The sequence below is a fragment of the Prevotella sp. DNF00663 genome, from assembly GCF_001553265.1.
Taxonomy (GTDB): Bacteria; Bacteroidota; Bacteroidia; order Bacteroidales; family Bacteroidaceae; genus Prevotella.
In genome coordinates this window covers 135,981-153,074 of sequence record NZ_KQ960613.1, presented here as the reverse complement: position 1 = coordinate 153,074, position 17,094 = coordinate 135,981, and the positions used below count along the sequence as shown (strand labels likewise).

Genomic DNA, 17,094 nt, shown 5'->3' with positions numbered 1-17,094 from the left:
AGTATATCGTAAGGAGAGTAACCGGGATTTTTATATTTCCCTATATCCTCATTGTTATAGAGTGATTATGCCTTTCTTAAATCCCAATGCGATAATCTATAACCTTAAAACAAAAAGAATTTAATTTGCTGCAGTGGTTTGCCAGCAACACTGCATCGCCCATTCAGCATTGCTGAAAAGCCGAGACAGCAAGATTGCGGAGGCGCTGCAGTAACCCCACCCCACCCTTTTACAGCCCCACCCTAGCCATTACCTCCCTCGCTTTCCGTCGCACCGGCTACGCCGACAGCGACTACTCGGTCGATGACCGAGGGTTCCCCAAAAGGGGAGGGAAGATAAAAGAGGATGAAGTTTGTAAGTCTTTGAGTAGATAAGTACTCTCTTTTACTCCACAAACAAGACGCTGTCGGGGATGAGAGTCTCCTCTATGTCGCGACTAGCATAGCCCACTTCGAGCGTCTGCCCCATGTAATCTTCAAAATAGGGGATGCGTATTTCGTGGTAACCAGCTTCGAGTGCCACCTTCTCTTCTACTCGTCGAGCGCTGTGACCACCATCGTTGTCGATCAGCAACTTACCATCTATGAACAGTTGTGAGCCATCGTCACTATAGGTATAGAACTTATATACACCGCGTTTGTCTATCTTGATGAAGGCGCGGAATTCAAAAGCGAAATGATCGGGAATCCTCGCCGGCGCAAGAGAGAAGTTGGGTAGCTTGCCCGACTTTATAGGCATGCAATGCGATATTTGCGAAATCTTCTTGCACACGCCCTCATAGTAAGTGTAGGCCACACCCTGTCGGCGCGGTTTTCTATCCACTCCTGCCAAGAAGGGGAGTATTTCTTCGTCGCGCGAAGTGATGCCCGAAGGATAGTAGAAAATGTCTTCTTGCTTGCCGGCAGCGCGAATCCACGTATCGAACTTACGCTTTCCCTCGTAAAGTTGGATGATTCTGCCGCCTCGTGGCAGCTTACCATAAGCGTCGAATCCGCTCACCCTGCCGTACGCCAAGGCGATGGTGCTATACGTATCTATCAAGTCGTTGCTGTGATCGTGCCCAGTGAACACGCCCATCACGTCGCCCTGTTCAGCAAAAGCATTGAACATACCACTGTTCAACTTAGCCGATGCCACGCCTTCGTCCTCATAATGGCCTAGATAAGTGCCTGCTTTGAGCATGTCCTTATACTCTACCAAGGGGATATGGAAGAATGCCAAGGCCGGCAGCGGCTTGCCTGCATGCGCTTGAGTGAATCGTCGACTCTGCTCGCGATACCACTGTATTTGGTCGAAGTGAATCCAGTCGTAATGTCCAAACTCCTTCACAGGCTGGTAATCGTTAGAATCCAAGCAGTAAAGCAAGGCCTCGATGCCCTGTCCGCCATACACAGGAATGGCACAATTGCCGCGCCCGAAGATGTCGGTATCGCCTCGCTTGCCCACATAGTAAGGCGAAGCCAGCAGCATGGTGTAGATAGAATCTTTGTCCATTACTTCGGCATCGTGGTTGCCCATCATCACGGCGAAGGGCAATCGGGCACGCTCGAAGATGGCTATAATTGATTTCCAACCCTGCACACCCGGCTTTTCGGTCACTATATCGCCCGTCAACATGGCCATATCGGGATGCTCATCGGCTATTACAGAGTTGATGGCTGCGATGGTCTGAGGGCAGTTAGGCGATTTCTCATCCCAATGAATGTCGGTGAACTGTGCTATTTTGAACGTCCCATTGTGGAACATGAGGCGTTGTTGTGCGTAGACTGTGGTCGTTAAAAACGATAATATGAAAAGTATTTTGCGTAACATAACAGATTGATTATAATGTCGAGGCACCCAGCAAATTACTGTGTTGCAAGGTAGAAAAATGTATTTTGACACGCTCGGCCACATGTGGATAAGGGAAACCGTGGCGCATTGAGGCCAGCATGGCATCCTCAAAATAAGGAGACGAAGCCGCTATACCGCCACCGATGACGATGGCCTGTGGGTCGTAGGTGTAGAGTATCACTTGCAAGAGTTTTCCCAAATGTTGACCAAACACCTGCCAAATGCGGAGAGCATCGGTATTACCTTGTGCCGCACTCCGCGATAGCTCGTAGCCGGTAAGCCTCATCTGCTTGAAGAGCTGGCTGCTACAATACTGTTCGTAGTTGCCTTGAAGATAAGGAAGACAACCTATTTCGCCGGCACCGGTGTTGTGTCCGCGATACAAGCGACCATCGACAAAGATACCAGCTCCCACACCTGTGCCCAGTGTGATGCCAACAAAGCTATCGTAGGGAGCGGCTATACCAAAGTGTTTCTCGCCCAGTACGTAGCAGTTCACGTCGTTATCCACCGATACAGGGATGTGATAGCGTGCTTCCATCAACGCTTTGAGATGCACCTCGCGCCACGAAGGGATGTTCTGAACGTCGAAAACGGTACCCGACCGATAGTCGACCACCGACGGAACTCCTACGCCTATGCGCTCTACCGAGTCGTCGACGACCGCATCTACCAGCTCGAATATCTGGTCGAGCACCTCTTGCTGTGTGCCATCGGCCTTGCATTCAACCGTATTCTGTGCCAAAATAATGCCGTTATCTACACGGGCTGCACGGATGTTAGTGCCACCTAAATCTATTGCGATTGTTGACATGGAGTTATCGATTTACCGGTGCTGTCATGCGAAGAACGGGCTGTTCGAGGCGAACATGTCCCTGCTTATCTTCTATGCGATAATTCTTCACGGTGACTTGGTTTCCTTTGATGTGTAATAATACGAACGATGACTGCCCATCGCCGTCTTTCCAACCGTTGTTAACTTGGAAAATAGGCGTCTTACGATAGTATCGTAGGGTGGCGGCATGGGCGTGCCCAACGAAAAAGCCGGCAAGATTATACCGACCGAGCAACTCCATCAATCGGTCGCGGTTGGTCTCTTCCCACCATGTAAGTCCGTCGTCGTCGAAGCCATAGTGCTGCATATAGACTACCGGCTCGCCATGCGAAGCATATTTTTGCAAGTCGTTTTCGAGCCATTCAAAGTTGCTTTGGCAATAAGAAGTCTCGCCAGCACTGAGCTGACAGTTCACAAAATGCACATGACCTAGATTGAAAGAGTAGCTGAGGCTTGATTCGTCGAGGTTTAATATCTGCTTTTGTTGCAACTTACGATGGAGTATTGAGTCCATGTAATGCATGTTAATCTCATTGCCTGAACGGTCGGTATAAGGGCGACCTTTGGCCGGTGCCACATCGTGATTGCCTAGTGTAGGATACACATCGTAGTGGATGGTACGCTCGCCCGTTCCTTTCTCATAGCGTTGGCGGAAAAGATTGAGGATGTCGGGATGTGCTTTGTCGCACAAATCGCCCAAAAGCAAGAGTCCGTCTACGTGTTTCTGCTGTGCTCCCAAACGGTTCATGGCCAAGACATTCACGTATTGATCGGTCTCAGGAGGCATGTCGAAGTGTAGGTCGGAAGCGATGATGACAGTACATTCATCGCTCTTTCGTTCGGCATGCGCTATGTTTACGGTCATGGCCAAGGCCATGATAAGATATGTAATTTTCATCAAATTAGAATTTATTGGTACCTGCTTTCACATTATAAGTGGCTTTCTGCCCATTACCCCAAAGCACGGTAAGCGTGAAAGGTGCGGTAGATTGAATGTTTATACGGGGTTTATCGGTGGTCGATGAACGACGAGCCACATTGATATCCACACTGCCTTTCTCGCCAAAAGGATAGCGCGAGATGCCGTAACCATCGGTCAATGTGACGTCAAGGGTCATCTGTCGTTCCACAGCATTGGTATGAATGCCAAAGATATACTCCAAAAGATAAGAGATAGGCGGCAATCCTGTCCAGCCCACAAAGTCTTTACGAGCCATGAATCCCGGCTCGGCCGACTCCGGAGCATAGTACTCCCAGAACGTACCGGTCTTCTCATAGACTTTCAACACATTATCGTAGTGATTGCGTGCGATACTGCGTGCGAGGTCTAGATACCCCTTGTCCCACAGTCCGCTAACCACCATATAATTGGTTCCCGGCCACACGCCACCTTCCCAATAGCGTCCGTTGGTGCGATATTTAGGATTATCGGCCGCCAAAGACGGTACGCGATGCGGCCGATTAAACTTGGCCGTGTCTTGCAAATGAGCCACGAGCGCGTCGAGACGAGACTTGGGTAGCACATCGGTATGTAGCGCCCAATAGGCATAAATGCCCTGTGTAGTGCTCAGACTATCGTTGTCGAACTGGTCGTAGAGGAACTTATCGCGCTCGCTCCACATATTCCGATTGATGTAAGCCGAGAGCTTTTTGATATCGTCTTCAAAGTCTTCTATCTCTTGCCAACGCTCCAAATAGAAGCCCATCTTGAGTAGAATATTGGCCATCATAATTTGTTGCAGACAAGCGTCGAGCCATATCATGTGTCCATTACTATAGATAGTATTGTAGCCTTCAGGTACTCGCGGCATGTTGTCCATGCCCGTTCCCCATCCACTAGACCAATACATACCGTTGCGCCACGTACGATTGAGCTTCAACCATTTATAATATGCCGCCAAAGCGGGGAACACTTTGTTAAGTCGATTGTCGTCACCGGTCTGTTGATAATACATCCATTCGGACCATGGAAGGATGTTCGGACCGGTACTGGTGGGGTCGTAACGACTGAAACAATCGCTTCCGTCGGCACGTATCTCTCGACAAATAAAACCATCGGGATGCTGTTTGGCGTAGAAATTATCAAGCGTACTCTGAAATGGGAAAAAGTTACGACCATACCGACAGAACATGGTGATGAAGGCATCGTCCCACATGAAGATGTTACCATTGTAGGCCGGCCCGATGTAACTCGTGATGAAGCCGGAATCATCCAGCGGTTGTGAGATGTTGGATATGCCTATCTGCCACGCCTTCCAATACATCTCTATCTCCTTGGCATGTCCTTCCCAGTGCGGATTGGGTAAGATACGACGCGCCTGTTCAAAGGTTCCGGGCTTCGTACGCACCATTTTGGCGGTGCGATAACTATTCTCGGCCACCAAGGTTTGCATGATATAGGTGTTCTTATACGGCAGTTTGTAGAGCGGAGATCCCGATGGTATCAGGTTTTGTGCGCCCATATAGAGATTGCATTGTAGCAATAAGGCTGTGATGATGGTAACTTTTCTCATTCCAAAATAGCTGTTAGAGGTTCATGAGTTTCTTGATTTTCCAGAATATATCGCTGTTCTCCATGAAGCCGGAGAAATTCTCCGAGCCGGGACCGAAGGCATAGACAGGAACCATAACGCCTGAGTGGCTCTTGGTAGAGAAGTTGCACTCTATCTTGCCTTGCGCTAAATCACCTCCCAAGAGGGTAAGTCCACCGGTCTCGTGGTCGGCAGTTACAACGACAAGGGTCTCACCGTCTTGTGCGGCCCATTGCATGATACGGCCAATGGTACGGTCGAAATCGTGGGTTTCTTTCATCAACATGTCAAGCTGGTTGAAGTGTCCGTAATCGTCGAGTTGCGATCCTTCGACCATCATAAAGAATCCCTTCTTGTTTCGATTCATCAGTTCAATGCCCTTCATGGATGCTCGTGCCAAGAGATCGCCACGTTCGTCGGGCAGCGGCGTGTCTACATCATAAGGCACTGCAAACACTTTACCGCCGTTCCACTGCTGCAAATCGTTCCACGAACGGGAGATGTGATAGCCCTTCTGCTGCAGTTCGTTGAAGATATTGCGACCATCGTCGCGATGTTCAAAGAACTTAGCACCACCTCCAAATACGTAGTCTACGTCGACATTGGCATAATCTGCGGTAATCTCTTGTTCTTGATCGCGGTCTATATTGTGGCAGAGGAAGTCGGCAGGTGTGGCATCCCATAGTCGGCAAGTGACGGCGATACCAGTTGCCAATCCCTTTTTCTTGGCCAAGGTACAAAGAGATTCCAACGGTTTGCCATCGGGATCGACCCCCACGGCATGGTATTTAGTCTTATGACCAGTGGCTAATGCCGTTCCACCAGCACCCGAATCGGTAATCAACTTGTTGGTACAATAAGTCTTGGAAAGTCCTGTATACTGTGCATTCTCGAGCCATAAATGGCCGCGGTTGGCCGTCCAAGCCGAATAGATGTGCATGAGGCTCATGCCATCGCCTATCATCAGGATGACATTCTTCACTTTCTTGCCTTTCGGCGGAGCGATGCGCTCTACCTTGTAAGGCTTGTCTAAAATATAGGTTTGAGTGGTTTGCGCAAAGAGAGCTGCTGAAAACAACAGCATGAAAGCAAATGTAATATTTCTCTTCATATCAAATGAGGTTATAAAACATAGGGGGAGACGGCACCAACGGTCCCGTCTCCCCCTCATGATGGTTATTCTACGCTTGCCTCGATAGACAAGTGGTAAGCATTGCTACCGCCGGTAGACTTCATCTCTGTCTCGCGAAGTACCCATGACTTGGGAGCTATCATGAACAGAGAGTAAGCATTCGATTCGTCTTTGATGACCGGCGTATAGGCATAGCCGGATATAGATTCGGCCACAGCTTTCAACTTTTCTACGGCAGTGGTCTTCACTGTACCGATGATAACAGCCTGATGGGTATTGTCGGATAACGATTTGAGGGCTTCGGTAGCAGCCGAAACTTGGTCTTCGCTATTGAATCTGGTGGTTGCAAACGGCACCTCTATATCTACCGGAGTCTCGACATTAGACTTAGCCAAGACCGGAACAAACTGGATATAGCAATCGTCGGTGACCTTAAAACTGGTAGCCGAATTAATCTTATGATTGAATAATACGGTGCTACCTTCGATATTCATATCGGTATAGCGATTGAAAGCGAATGTGCTAAAACGATTTGCGGCAAGCATCAACTCCGTGGAATGGTTCGTCGTATAGTCCGCCCATGAATAGTATTCTACGTCGGTACGGTCGACAACGGCAATCGAAAAGTCTTTCGTTGTCTTCAAGTAATCGGCAATAGCCGGGATATTATTGGCCTGCTGATCTTTCAAATCGGTGACGAAATAAACATCTATGGTCTTGTTCTTATTCCATTCGTTGCCATTCTCTGCCATGCTTTCGTTCTGTGGAATGACGCCCCAGTCTTCTTTGATACATGAAGACAGCAACATACAACCAAGGCAGAACGCTATAGAAATATACTTGTTTTTCATTTTATTATTACTTTATTTAAGTGAAACAACAGAGACTACAGGGCAGTGGTCGGAAAGTTCAAGCCTGCCCTGATAGTTATCAAGCACACGACACTCGCTCATCTTCCAATGGCCTTTAGAACCGAGAATGAAGTCAATTTTGGCAACATGCTGAAAAGTTCCCTCGTTGCTGTCCAAGCGATCGTACGCAGTAAGCAACTTATTGATGACAACCGAGCCGGGCCCCATATTCATATCACCGCAAAGGATGGTGGGAATGGTGGTGCTCTTCACCTTGTCCGTAACGAGGACTTCGGCCTGCTCAAGCTGGCCACCCATATGGTCGAGATGGGAACATGCCACGCGTATCATCTTACCAGAAGGCAATAAGATGTCGGCAGTCACCACACCGCGCTGGTCGGCAGAGCCTGCCGGGCGAGGCAACTGTATGGCCTGTACCGACATAATGGGGTATCTGCTCAAGATGGCATTGCCATAAAGCTCGTTGGTACTGTAACGGAACTGTGCCTCAGGCAACTTTCCGTCCTTGTTAGAGAGATTATACGAATAGCCATAAACATTGAACATACGCAACTTGTTGGCCAATTCCGCAACCATATCTCTGTATTTTCCGTCCTTCTGCTGGCGAGAACTCCTGTTCTCCACCTCGTTCAGACAGATGATATCGGGCGTTTCGGATTTCAACTTGTCGGCATACGGCTGCAAATCGAAGTTGGGTTCGAACGACCGGATGTTGAATGTGACAATCTTCAGTTGGTCTTGTCCCATCATAGACAGGGGAAGAGCAAACAGGAAGATGGCTGCAGAGATGATATTTCTTAATTTCATTTGCTTCTTAATTTTTATATTAATAACCTTGATTCTGAGTAAGGTTCTTACTCTTATTCACTTCTGCCGAAGGAATAGGGAATACCTGATTCTTCACCGGATCAAACACACGAGACTCCCAGATTTCCACTATCTTACGACTGATAATCTGTGTTCCGTCGTTCGTTGTTTTTAAACCATGAAGCGGTTTCGCATAAGTGGCCTTTGCATCGCCCCATCTTACCAAGTCCAAATGGCGGCTGGGCTGGAACTCAAATGCCAGTTCGCAACGACGCTCATTCTTCAATTGCTCCTTTGTGGCTCCGCTGTTAGCAGGCAGACCGGCACGCTGACGAATCTGATTCAACAGATTCTTGGCCTCGGCATTGCCTTCGCCCTTAGACCAGATCAAGGCCTCTGCCTTCATCAAGAGTACATCTGCAAAACGTATCAGCACGGTTCCGAGGGTGTTACTAGCATTGTTTCCGTTAGGATTCAGTGTCTTACCAATGCAATCGGCAGCCTCGAAGGGAGACATGAACTTACGGAATGTCATACCGGACTGGCTTGATATCTTCTGAGGATTGACTCCGAAATGAATGTTACGGCCTATAAATGTGATATGTTGGCCGGGAGACAAGATGGTGGCATCGCGACGAACATCTCCCGCTTCATACGCATTGTAGAGCTCCATTGTGGGCTGGAAGTATCCCCAAGTGTTGTAGTAACCCCATCCGCCATTCTCGAACGACATGCCATGGAACTTAGGTCCCTCGGTGGCATTGCCCAATAAGGAGAAGATATACTCTGAACTGAAGTTGTTTTCGGGACGGAACAGCTTTGTAAAATCAGGATACAAGGCACGCTTATCGCTACCGGTAAGCCCCATCACCTTATCACAATACTCTATCACTGTGTCGTAGTATTTAGGATTCCACTGCGCAGCATAGAGGGCAGCACGTGCAGCAAAGGCCCACGCGGCAGCCTTATGAGGACGCCCGTAATCGTCTTCCGCCAATTGAGAGAAAGCAGGTAACAGCTCTCCGGCCGCCTTCATGTCTTCGATAATCATATCGTAGTTGGCCAATACCGATGCCGGACGCGGCTGATCTATCTCCGCCGTGGGTGTCTTCTCGGTCACAATAGGCAGTCCGCCGTTCGGTCCATTGTCCCCATAGAAAGGAGACAGCCACAGATAAGCAAAGGCGCGGTAGAAGCGAGCTTGCCCTATGGCCTTGTTCTTCACCTCGCTTGATACGTCCATACCGGGTACGTTGCGCAGCACATCATTGGCTTTTGCGATGAGCTGATACATTGCCGGCCAGTTGTCTTTGGCGTCTCGACCGTTCGAAGCAGACATCTGGAAGTTCTTAATCTGGCGAGCTTCTGCCTGATTACGGCCTGTAACCATGTTGTCGCTACAGTTCTCGAACCACATGAAACCACGCCCCGTTACGCCTTCTTCATACGTAAATGCGTGAAAAGCGTCCAATGCTTTCTGCACGTCTGATTCCGTCTTCCAGAAGTTTACAGACCCCTGAAGCCCGTAGGGTTCATACTCCAAGAAGTCATTACAGCTACTCAGGCAGGTCACTGCCATAGCTGTCAGGATCATATTTTTTATTTTCAAAGTATTCATCTTATTATGTTTTAAGGGTAATATTAGAAACCAAAGTTCAAACCTACGGTTATTGTACGAGCTATAGGATATGTACCACCGTCCAAACCGAAGTTGCCTACTTCCGGATCAATGCCGGTATAGTCGGTTGCCGTGAACAGATTCTCAGCATTCATGTATAGACGCAGGGTAGAATTACCAAGTCCGATACTTCTCAACCAAGCCTGCGGTAGGGTGTAACCAAGGGTTACATTCTTCAGGCGCAAGTAACTGCCATTCTCCAGATAGAAGTCGGATGGGTTGGTGAAGTTACCGTTGCTATCGTCAACCAGTGCCAGACGAGGGATACCGGAATTCTTGTCATAGTCCCAAGCATTGAGTATATCGCTCAGCATATTACCTCCTTGCTGGCGTCCGGTCAGCGCCATCTGCTTGAAGGCATTGTAGATAGTAGACTTTCCTACACCTTGGAATTGGAAACTGAAGTCGAAACCTTTGTAAGCCATATTGCCACCGAAGGCAAACGTTATCTTCGGCATGTAGCTGCCCATATACTGGTTATCGTCGGAGTTTATCTGTCCGTCTTGGTTGAAATCTACATATTTCAGGTCGCCGGGTTTGGCATTTGGCTGCACCAGCTTGGTAAGACCGGTCTTAGGATCAGTCCACTTATAGCTGTTGATTTCTTCCTGCGACTGGAAGATACCGTCTGTCTTCAATACATAATAAGAGTACCATGCATGCCCGACGGTAGATCTTAGCGGCCGTTGGCTGTTTACTACGACATTGTGTTCCAGCGTTTCGCGCGAACCAAGGCTCAACACTTCGTTGTGAACGGTAGAGAGGTTGGCATTCAAACCAAATGAGAAATCGCCCAGCTTCTTATTGTATGATGCACCAAATTCCCAACCGCGGTTCACTACATCGCCGATGTTTCCATATGGTTCTATCTCGATACCCGATACAGAGGCTACCGGTACGCGCTCTATCAAATCCTTGGTGCGCTTGTTGAAGTAGTCTACGGTAATGGTCAACTCGTTGTTGAACATGCCCAGATCCAGACCTACACCCCACTGTTCAGTGGTTTCCCACTTCAGGTTCTTCGTACCTATAGACTTGGCATAAGTACCATATGCCTCTTTGGCCAGCATCTTACCATAGATTACCGGATAGTCTGTATTACCCATCGGTACGTTCCATGAGTAGCGGGGTACCAATGCCACGTTACCCACTTGTCCCCAGCTACCACGCAATTTCAGCATGTTGATGGTAGACTTCAGCGGTGCAAAGAACGGCTCGGAAGAAATTTTCCACGATGCAGACGCCGCCGGGAAGATGCCGGAGTTATTGTCCTTGTAAAGTTTTGAAGATGCATCGCGACGCAAGCTGGCCGTAGCAAAATAGCGGTCGTTCCAAGAATATCCCACCCTGCCGAACATAGAGATGAGCGATTCTTCCCAAATCTCTTCCGTAGGTTTATACTTCGACCAATCACTCGCTTGTCCGAGAGTAGAAGAGTGGCGGTCTTCCAGATCATAACCCGATGTATATACACCATACATCTTGTATTTATCATACTTCATGGTATATCCGGCCATGGCACTAATGTGGTGCTCTCCGAACACTTGGGCATAGGTGGCTGTCGTCTCCCACAGCCAGTTGTACTGGTTAGAGTGCTCTATATTATGTCTGTTCTCGTTAGAGGGGTTTCCCGGTTCCGGCACTTTATGCACGAATTCGTCGAACTCGTTGGAGACAATACCTGCCGTAAACTGCGACTTCAACGTCAAGGCTGCCATCGGTTTAACCTCCAGCGTGGAGGTAGAATAGAGTTTATGCGACGGACGTTTTTGGTCCAGACGCTCCAGAAGAGCCACAGGGTTGCGGAATTCACCGTATCCGCTGATGCCCTCGACAGCTGCCCAGCGGGGTAATGTGCCATGATAAAGCGGAGCACCTCGGCTGTCCAGCACTACATTTCCTTCCTTGTCATAGTCGTAAACCGTTGCCGAACGCGGGAAGAAAATAGAGTTTGCCAATGCTCCCTCGTGTCCGGTGTTGACATTGCCTTGACCGTCTGAGAACTGATAAGTGACTTGTTCGCTGAACTTCACGGCCTTGGATATCTGGAAGTCTACATTGGCTTTGCCGCCAAACTTGCGGGCAAAGGTGTTCAGCAAGATACCTTTGTCTCTGTCGAAGTTGAACGAAGTGAATGCCTTCAGGTTTTCGCTACCTCCCGACAGGGACAGGGCGTAATGTTCCAAGTAGCCGGGACGGAAGATAGCATCCACCCAGTCGGTACGTGTTACGGCCCCGTAAGGATACTTCGTAGCGTCGGCTGTCAGTGGCAATGAGCCTCCATACAATCTCACTGCGTCGCTCCACACTTGATTATACTGCTCCGATGTCAGCGTAGAGGGCTTATTCATGGCTGCTTTGAAACCCTTTGAGACATTCAAGTTTACTCTTATCTTGCCGGCTTTGGCCTGCTTTGTGGTGATGACTACCACACCGCCCGAACCTACACTCGCACCATAGATGGCTGCCGAAGCGGCATCTTTCAACACAGTGATGCTCTCGATGTCTTCCACATTGTATGGTGCGCCGGGTACACCGTCGACAACATAGAGTACACCATCGCCGCTATTGTAGCTGTCATCCGTACCGCGCGAACCGCGTCCGCGGATAGATAGCGATGATTCAGCAAGCGGGTCGCCTCCGTTGTTCTGCACCATGACGCCCGGCATCTGGCCTTGTAGCATGGAAGCGATGTTGGCCGGACGGCTCTTCATAGACTGATCCAGCTTCACCGAAGATACGGCTGTGGAGAGATCTTGCTTGCGCTGGCTGCCATAACCTATCACCACGATTTCGTTCAATGAATGGTTGTCGTCTTTCAAGATGACGTTAAGGTTGTCCGAAGTGGCTTTTACTGTTTGTGAGACAAAGCCGATAGAAGAAATCTTAAGTTCGCTGTTACGTGCTGCCTGTAGCTGGAACTTGCCATCAATATCAGTTACAGTACCACCAGTCTTACCTACAACCGTGACGGTTGCACCAATAATGGGTTCTCCCTGAGAATCCTTTACTACACCCTTTACTGTACGTTCGTTTTGCTGTACAACACTTGTCGAAACCGAACCGTGGCCAAATGCGACCATCGGTACAGCCAGTGTAAGGGATGACAAGGCAGCTATTCCCAATAGCCGATGCTTGCCCTCTAATACAAAATTGCTCTTTTTCATTAATAGTAAGGTTGGTTAAAATTATATACTAAGGTTTTTGTTATGAATTGCTTTTCGGTTTCTCACTCCGCACTCTTAGGTCTGGCAGCGCGAGCTTGGCCGAATCGCTTGTTGGGACGGTCGCTCATGACGAATTCCAACGTCCCTCCTCTCATGATATCTTGATAGGTTATGAAAGCCTTTGTGTAGGGTTTACCGTTGAGTTTTGCGCTCTTGATATACACATGCCGGTCGCTGTTGTTGCGGGCAACGACGGTAAATGTCTTCCCACCGGGCAACTTGACAGAGGCACGACGGTATTCCGGACTGCCAAACACGTACACTCCGTTCGACGGATTGACCTGATAGAAGCCCAGAGCCGACATGACATGCCATGCCGACATCTGTCCACAATCTTCGTTTCCACACAGTCCGTCGGGTTTAGCTGTGTAGAATTCCTTCTGCAACATGCGTACACGGGCGGCCGTCTTCCACTGTGTGCCGGCATAAGCATATAAATATGGTATATGATGATTGGGTTCGTTGCCGTGCGCATATTGCCCTACGAGTCCCGAAACATCGGGCGCTGCCGTAGCTCCGAGGTCGCCTTCGGCCACGAAGAGCGAGTCCAGATTCTTCACGAAAGCCTCATCTCCGCCGTGTAGAGCCACTAGTCCGTCAGGGTTTTGCGGCACCATGAAGGTGTATTGCCAACCGTTTCCCTCGGTAAAGTCGCCCACGTTGCCATGGTGTTCGGCCGAGAACGGGTCGTAAGGCTCGTACCATGAGCCGTCGGCCATCTTCGGATGAATCTTGTTGATGCGCTTGTCCCAGTAGTGTTCGTATGCATGGCCGCGGCGGATGAAGGTCTTGTAGTCGTCCATACGCCCCATCTTCTTGGCCATAAGGGCGATACTCCAGTCGTCGGCAGCATATTCCTGCGAAATAGAAGTGGCTTCCTGTAGCGAGTCGGCAGGTATATAACCGTACTTCATGAGCAGCGATATGCCGTTTTGGGCGGGATTAGTGGCAGTCCCTATCATCGCGTCGAGGGCGCGATGGGCATCAAATCCACCGATACCCTTCAGGTAAGCGTCGGCTATAATAGGTACCGAGCTGTAGCCGGGCATGCAGTTGGTCTCGCCTGCATGGAGCGGCCAAATAGGTAATTTGCCGTTTTGGTCGTAGATGCTCAGCATCGAGTTCACCATGTCGGGCACTCGTTCGGGCTTGATGATGGTGAAAAGTGGATGCAAGGTGCGGTAAGTATCCCATGTAGAGAAGATGGTGTAATTACGGAACTGATTGCCCGTCATCACCTTATCTCCGATACCTCGGAAGTCGCCATTGACGTCGCAATACAGATTGGGAGCTATCATCATGTGGTAGAGGGCAGTATAGAAGATGGTCTTCTGCACCTGCGTGCCGTCTATATCGATGCAGGCAAGCTCTTGATTCCACTTCTCCACAGCAGCGCGATGCACTCTGTCGAAATCCCATACAGGTGCTTCGGCCTCCATATTCATGCGTGCATTAGTGCAACTCACCGACGAAAGAGCTACCTTGATATTTACCTCTCGCGTATCATCGGCAAACGTCATGACGCCTTTCACGCCTTGTGTCTGTAGCTCATCGGTGCATACGAATTTGTCACCTGCGTACAATCGAAGTGCATGGATAGGACGATCGGTCTTCAAATAGAAAAAGGTCTTATGCAATGGAGACCATCCTTTCACAAACCGATAGCCTTCGATGGTATAGTCGTCTACCTTTCTTATATACGATTCGTATACCCGGCTGTCGATGTCGTTGACCAAATCGACTAGCACGCGCGGCGTTCCTGCCTCCTTATATATATAATGGTGTAGCCCCACACGTTCGGTAGAAGTGAGTTCTACGTCTACTCCATTGTCCATCTTTACGGCATAATAGCCCGGTGATACACGCTCATTGCTGTGCTTAAAATAAGAGGCCACAGAACCTTTAATGTTGTTTTGCTCACCACGCAGGGTACGTTCTGTCCCTGTATAAGGCATCAGACTGACGTCGCCAAGGTCTGAACAGCCCGTACCACTCAGATGATTGTGGCTGAATCCGATGATGATGCTGTCGCTATAATGGTAGCCCGACACCCAGTCCCAACCTTTATAGATGTTCATAGGTCCTAGCTGTACGGCACCAAAAGGCACATTGGCACCCACAAACACGTGTCCGTGTCCATCGGAACCTATCAGCGGATCTACATATTTGGTATAATCCTTTGAAACGCTGGCTGCTGTCAGCCCCATAGGAAGCAACAGTAGAAACGTGGTTAACAGATAATAGATTCTTTTCGTCATTTAGGTAGGTATTAAAGGCATAGTTAATAGTCTGATTGCAAATATAACAAGGTTGGATTATATAGAAGTTACGCATTTGCGTAATTTAGTACATGATTTGCGCACAAAGACGATTATCGGTGCTGATTGCGATATTCTGAGGGTGTACAACCTTTCATCTTCTTAAACAGACTCATCAAACTGCTGTAGTTACCCACATGCATTGTAGAAGCCAACTCCTTGATTGGCGTGTCGCTTTCTTCCAACATACGGGCGAAAAGGTCGATGCGTTTGCCGGTGATATAGTTATAGATAGATTGCCCGGTGACCTGTTTGAACTTCATTTCGAGCAGTCGGCGCGACAGTGGAAGTTCTTTCAGCAGGTCGCTTACCGTGAGTTGTGTGCAGATATTGCGATGTATCAGCTCCAGTGCCTTGAACACATAAGGGTCGTCGGTAGCAAAGAGATTGGTGGAATCGCGGCTCACGATGGCCGTCGGCTGTATCACTACATCGTGCAGTGGAGCCTCCGGGGTCTTCAGGTGTTCGGCTATGAGCCGTGCCGTCAGGTATCCGCCGGTCTCGATATCCAAGTTCACGCTCGACAGTGTAGGGTCGGATAGTTCGCATATAATTTCGTCGTTGTCTACTCCCATTACCGCAATGTCGCCCGGAATAGAGATGCCTATCGACTTACAAGCCTCCTCTATCTTGTTGCCTTGGTTATCGTCGCAGCAGAAGAGAGCCGTGTGGGGTGGCAAAGACTTGAGCCATTCGGTCAGCGTGGAGGAGTCATAATACCACAGCGTCTCCAATATCTGCTTCTTATAGGTATAGAAATGGTCGGCAAAACCGGCTTCCTCGATACACCGGAAATACCCCTCGCACCGCTCATCGCTCCACACCGTGTCTTCATAACCGCAGAAAGCGAAGTGGCGAAAGCCCTTGCCGAGGAAATAACGTGCTACCATACGACCCGTTGTGATGTAGTCGCTTGTGATGTTGGAGAGCTGTGAGAACCGCTGTTTATAGTCTTGTGCTACGGCCAAAATACCGTTCTTGGCAAATAGTTCCACATCTTCATCGTGATTGAATTGTCCCACGATGGCATCGGCTTTCCAGTTTAAAGCCCAGTCGACCACGCCCTGAATACCATTCTTCTCTTTATACGATGGAGGCATACGACAAACCACCCAAGCATCGTGCGACAGCTTTTTGGCGTACCGCAAAATGCCTTGTAGCAACCGGTGGGAGAAGCCTTCGGTAAAGTCGGTTAATAGTATCAGTCGTATCATAAGCTAGAAATAAGCAATCTACAAATTTATATTTTTTAGTCGAAAACTCCAAACTAGCGTCTGATTCTCTGCACTTTTCATCGCATATTGGCTTATAAAAAGAAAACACGGAAACGATTCTAGTCGTCCCGTGCCTCTATATATTCAGTTAAATAATAAGTTCCAATCACTAAGTGATTGTTGCAAAGATATGTACTTTTTCTTATTCACACAATCCTCATTTATGAGTAAAGCACCCTGAAAACCTCCCTTAACACTCTCATACTTCTTAAAATACAAGACAGGGACATTGCAGATAGTGAAGATTTATAAGTTTAGTAGCTATCAATATCAGGGGTTTCATCTTGCTATATATATGATATTCATAGCCAATAAAGTTTCTATGAATTTGCTGCCAAGGCTCCGCAATCTTCCTGCCGAGGCTGAATAGCAATACTGAAAGGGTGAGACAGCAAGAGTGGAGAGGCGCTGCAACAGCCTCACCCTAATCTCCAACAAAAGGAAAAGAGAGCTTTACTACTTATTCCAATCTCTTCTCTATGAATCAAAGAAGCTGGAATGCAAGGATAGATAACGGCAAAAATCTTTATGCGGAGAAACTACTAAAGACCAATAACCGCTCACGGCCCCCATATATAAGGACTATA

11 protein-coding genes are annotated in these 17,094 nt (G+C 48.7%); all 11 read right to left on the bottom strand.

Annotated elements, in window-relative coordinates:
- Positions 1 to 384: 384 nt before the first annotated feature.
- Entirely contained in the window at positions 385 to 1,812 is a 1,428-nt protein-coding gene (locus HMPREF3034_RS05265; RefSeq protein WP_036900458.1) for a PA14 domain-containing metallophosphoesterase, read from the bottom strand.
- Between the two features lie 10 nt (positions 1,813 to 1,822).
- Complete coding sequence (locus HMPREF3034_RS05260; protein WP_062433785.1) at positions 1,823 to 2,647, bottom strand: ROK family protein; 825 nt, start codon at positions 2,645 to 2,647, stop codon at positions 1,823 to 1,825.
- Between the two features lie 4 nt (positions 2,648 to 2,651).
- Positions 2,652 to 3,566, bottom strand: a complete 915-nt coding sequence (locus tag HMPREF3034_RS05255) for a metallophosphoesterase (protein ID WP_062433782.1) — start codon at positions 3,564 to 3,566, stop codon at positions 2,652 to 2,654.
- Positions 3,567 to 3,570: 4 nt separating this feature from the next.
- A complete protein-coding gene (locus tag HMPREF3034_RS05250; protein WP_036900450.1) occupies positions 3,571 to 5,181 on the bottom strand; it encodes an MGH1-like glycoside hydrolase domain-containing protein in 1,611 nt (536 codons plus the stop codon).
- A 13-nt stretch (positions 5,182 to 5,194) separates the two neighbouring features.
- On the bottom strand, positions 5,195 to 6,283 hold the full coding sequence (locus tag HMPREF3034_RS05245; protein ID WP_231725613.1) for an alkaline phosphatase: 1,089 nt from the start codon (positions 6,281 to 6,283) through the stop codon (positions 5,195 to 5,197).
- Positions 6,284 to 6,375: 92 nt separating this feature from the next.
- Positions 6,376 to 7,182: a hypothetical protein gene (locus HMPREF3034_RS05240; RefSeq protein ID WP_036900446.1), complete on the bottom strand. Its 807-nt coding sequence runs from the start codon at positions 7,180 to 7,182 to the stop codon at positions 6,376 to 6,378.
- 12 nt (positions 7,183 to 7,194) lie between these two features.
- Complete coding sequence (locus HMPREF3034_RS05235; protein ID WP_036900444.1) at positions 7,195 to 8,010, bottom strand: endonuclease/exonuclease/phosphatase family protein; 816 nt, start codon at positions 8,008 to 8,010, stop codon at positions 7,195 to 7,197.
- 19 nt (positions 8,011 to 8,029) lie between these two features.
- Positions 8,030 to 9,604: a RagB/SusD family nutrient uptake outer membrane protein gene (locus tag HMPREF3034_RS05230; RefSeq protein ID WP_036900461.1), complete on the bottom strand. Its 1,575-nt coding sequence runs from the start codon at positions 9,602 to 9,604 to the stop codon at positions 8,030 to 8,032.
- 47 nt (positions 9,605 to 9,651) lie between these two features.
- Positions 9,652 to 12,855, bottom strand: coding sequence for a SusC/RagA family TonB-linked outer membrane protein (locus HMPREF3034_RS05225; protein ID WP_062433778.1), 3,204 nt, complete (start codon positions 12,853 to 12,855; stop codon positions 9,652 to 9,654).
- A 62-nt stretch (positions 12,856 to 12,917) separates the two neighbouring features.
- Positions 12,918 to 15,122 carry a GH92 family glycosyl hydrolase gene (locus HMPREF3034_RS05220; RefSeq protein WP_062433805.1) on the bottom strand — a complete coding sequence of 735 codons (2,205 nt, stop codon included), beginning with the start codon at positions 15,120 to 15,122 and terminating at the stop codon, positions 12,918 to 12,920.
- Positions 15,123 to 15,286: 164 nt separating this feature from the next.
- Positions 15,287 to 16,447 carry a DNA-binding transcriptional regulator gene (locus HMPREF3034_RS05215; protein ID WP_062433765.1) on the bottom strand — a complete coding sequence of 387 codons (1,161 nt, stop codon included), beginning with the start codon at positions 16,445 to 16,447 and terminating at the stop codon, positions 15,287 to 15,289.
- Between the last annotated feature and the right edge of the window lie 647 nt (positions 16,448 to 17,094).

Coding starts and splice junctions, on each gene's coding strand:
- HMPREF3034_RS05265 (WP_036900458.1), bottom strand. CDS start 1,812: ATGTTACGCAAAATACTTTTCATATTATCGTTTTTAACGACCACAGTC.
- HMPREF3034_RS05260 (WP_062433785.1), bottom strand. CDS start 2,647: ATGTCAACAATCGCAATAGATTTAGGTGGCACTAACATCCGTGCAGCC.
- HMPREF3034_RS05255 (WP_062433782.1), bottom strand. CDS start 3,566: ATGAAAATTACATATCTTATCATGGCCTTGGCCATGACCGTAAACATA.
- HMPREF3034_RS05250 (WP_036900450.1), bottom strand. CDS start 5,181: ATGAGAAAAGTTACCATCATCACAGCCTTATTGCTACAATGCAATCTC.
- HMPREF3034_RS05245 (WP_231725613.1), bottom strand. CDS start 6,283: ATGCTGTTGTTTTCAGCAGCTCTCTTTGCGCAAACCACTCAAACCTAT.
- HMPREF3034_RS05240 (WP_036900446.1), bottom strand. CDS start 7,182: ATGAAAAACAAGTATATTTCTATAGCGTTCTGCCTTGGTTGTATGTTG.
- HMPREF3034_RS05235 (WP_036900444.1), bottom strand. CDS start 8,010: ATGAAATTAAGAAATATCATCTCTGCAGCCATCTTCCTGTTTGCTCTT.
- HMPREF3034_RS05230 (WP_036900461.1), bottom strand. CDS start 9,604: ATGATCCTGACAGCTATGGCAGTGACCTGCCTGAGTAGCTGTAATGAC.
- HMPREF3034_RS05225 (WP_062433778.1), bottom strand. CDS start 12,855: ATGAAAAAGAGCAATTTTGTATTAGAGGGCAAGCATCGGCTATTGGGA.
- HMPREF3034_RS05220 (WP_062433805.1), bottom strand. CDS start 15,122: ATGGGGCTGACAGCAGCCAGCGTTTCAAAGGATTATACCAAATATGTA.
- HMPREF3034_RS05215 (WP_062433765.1), bottom strand. CDS start 16,447: ATGATACGACTGATACTATTAACCGACTTTACCGAAGGCTTCTCCCAC.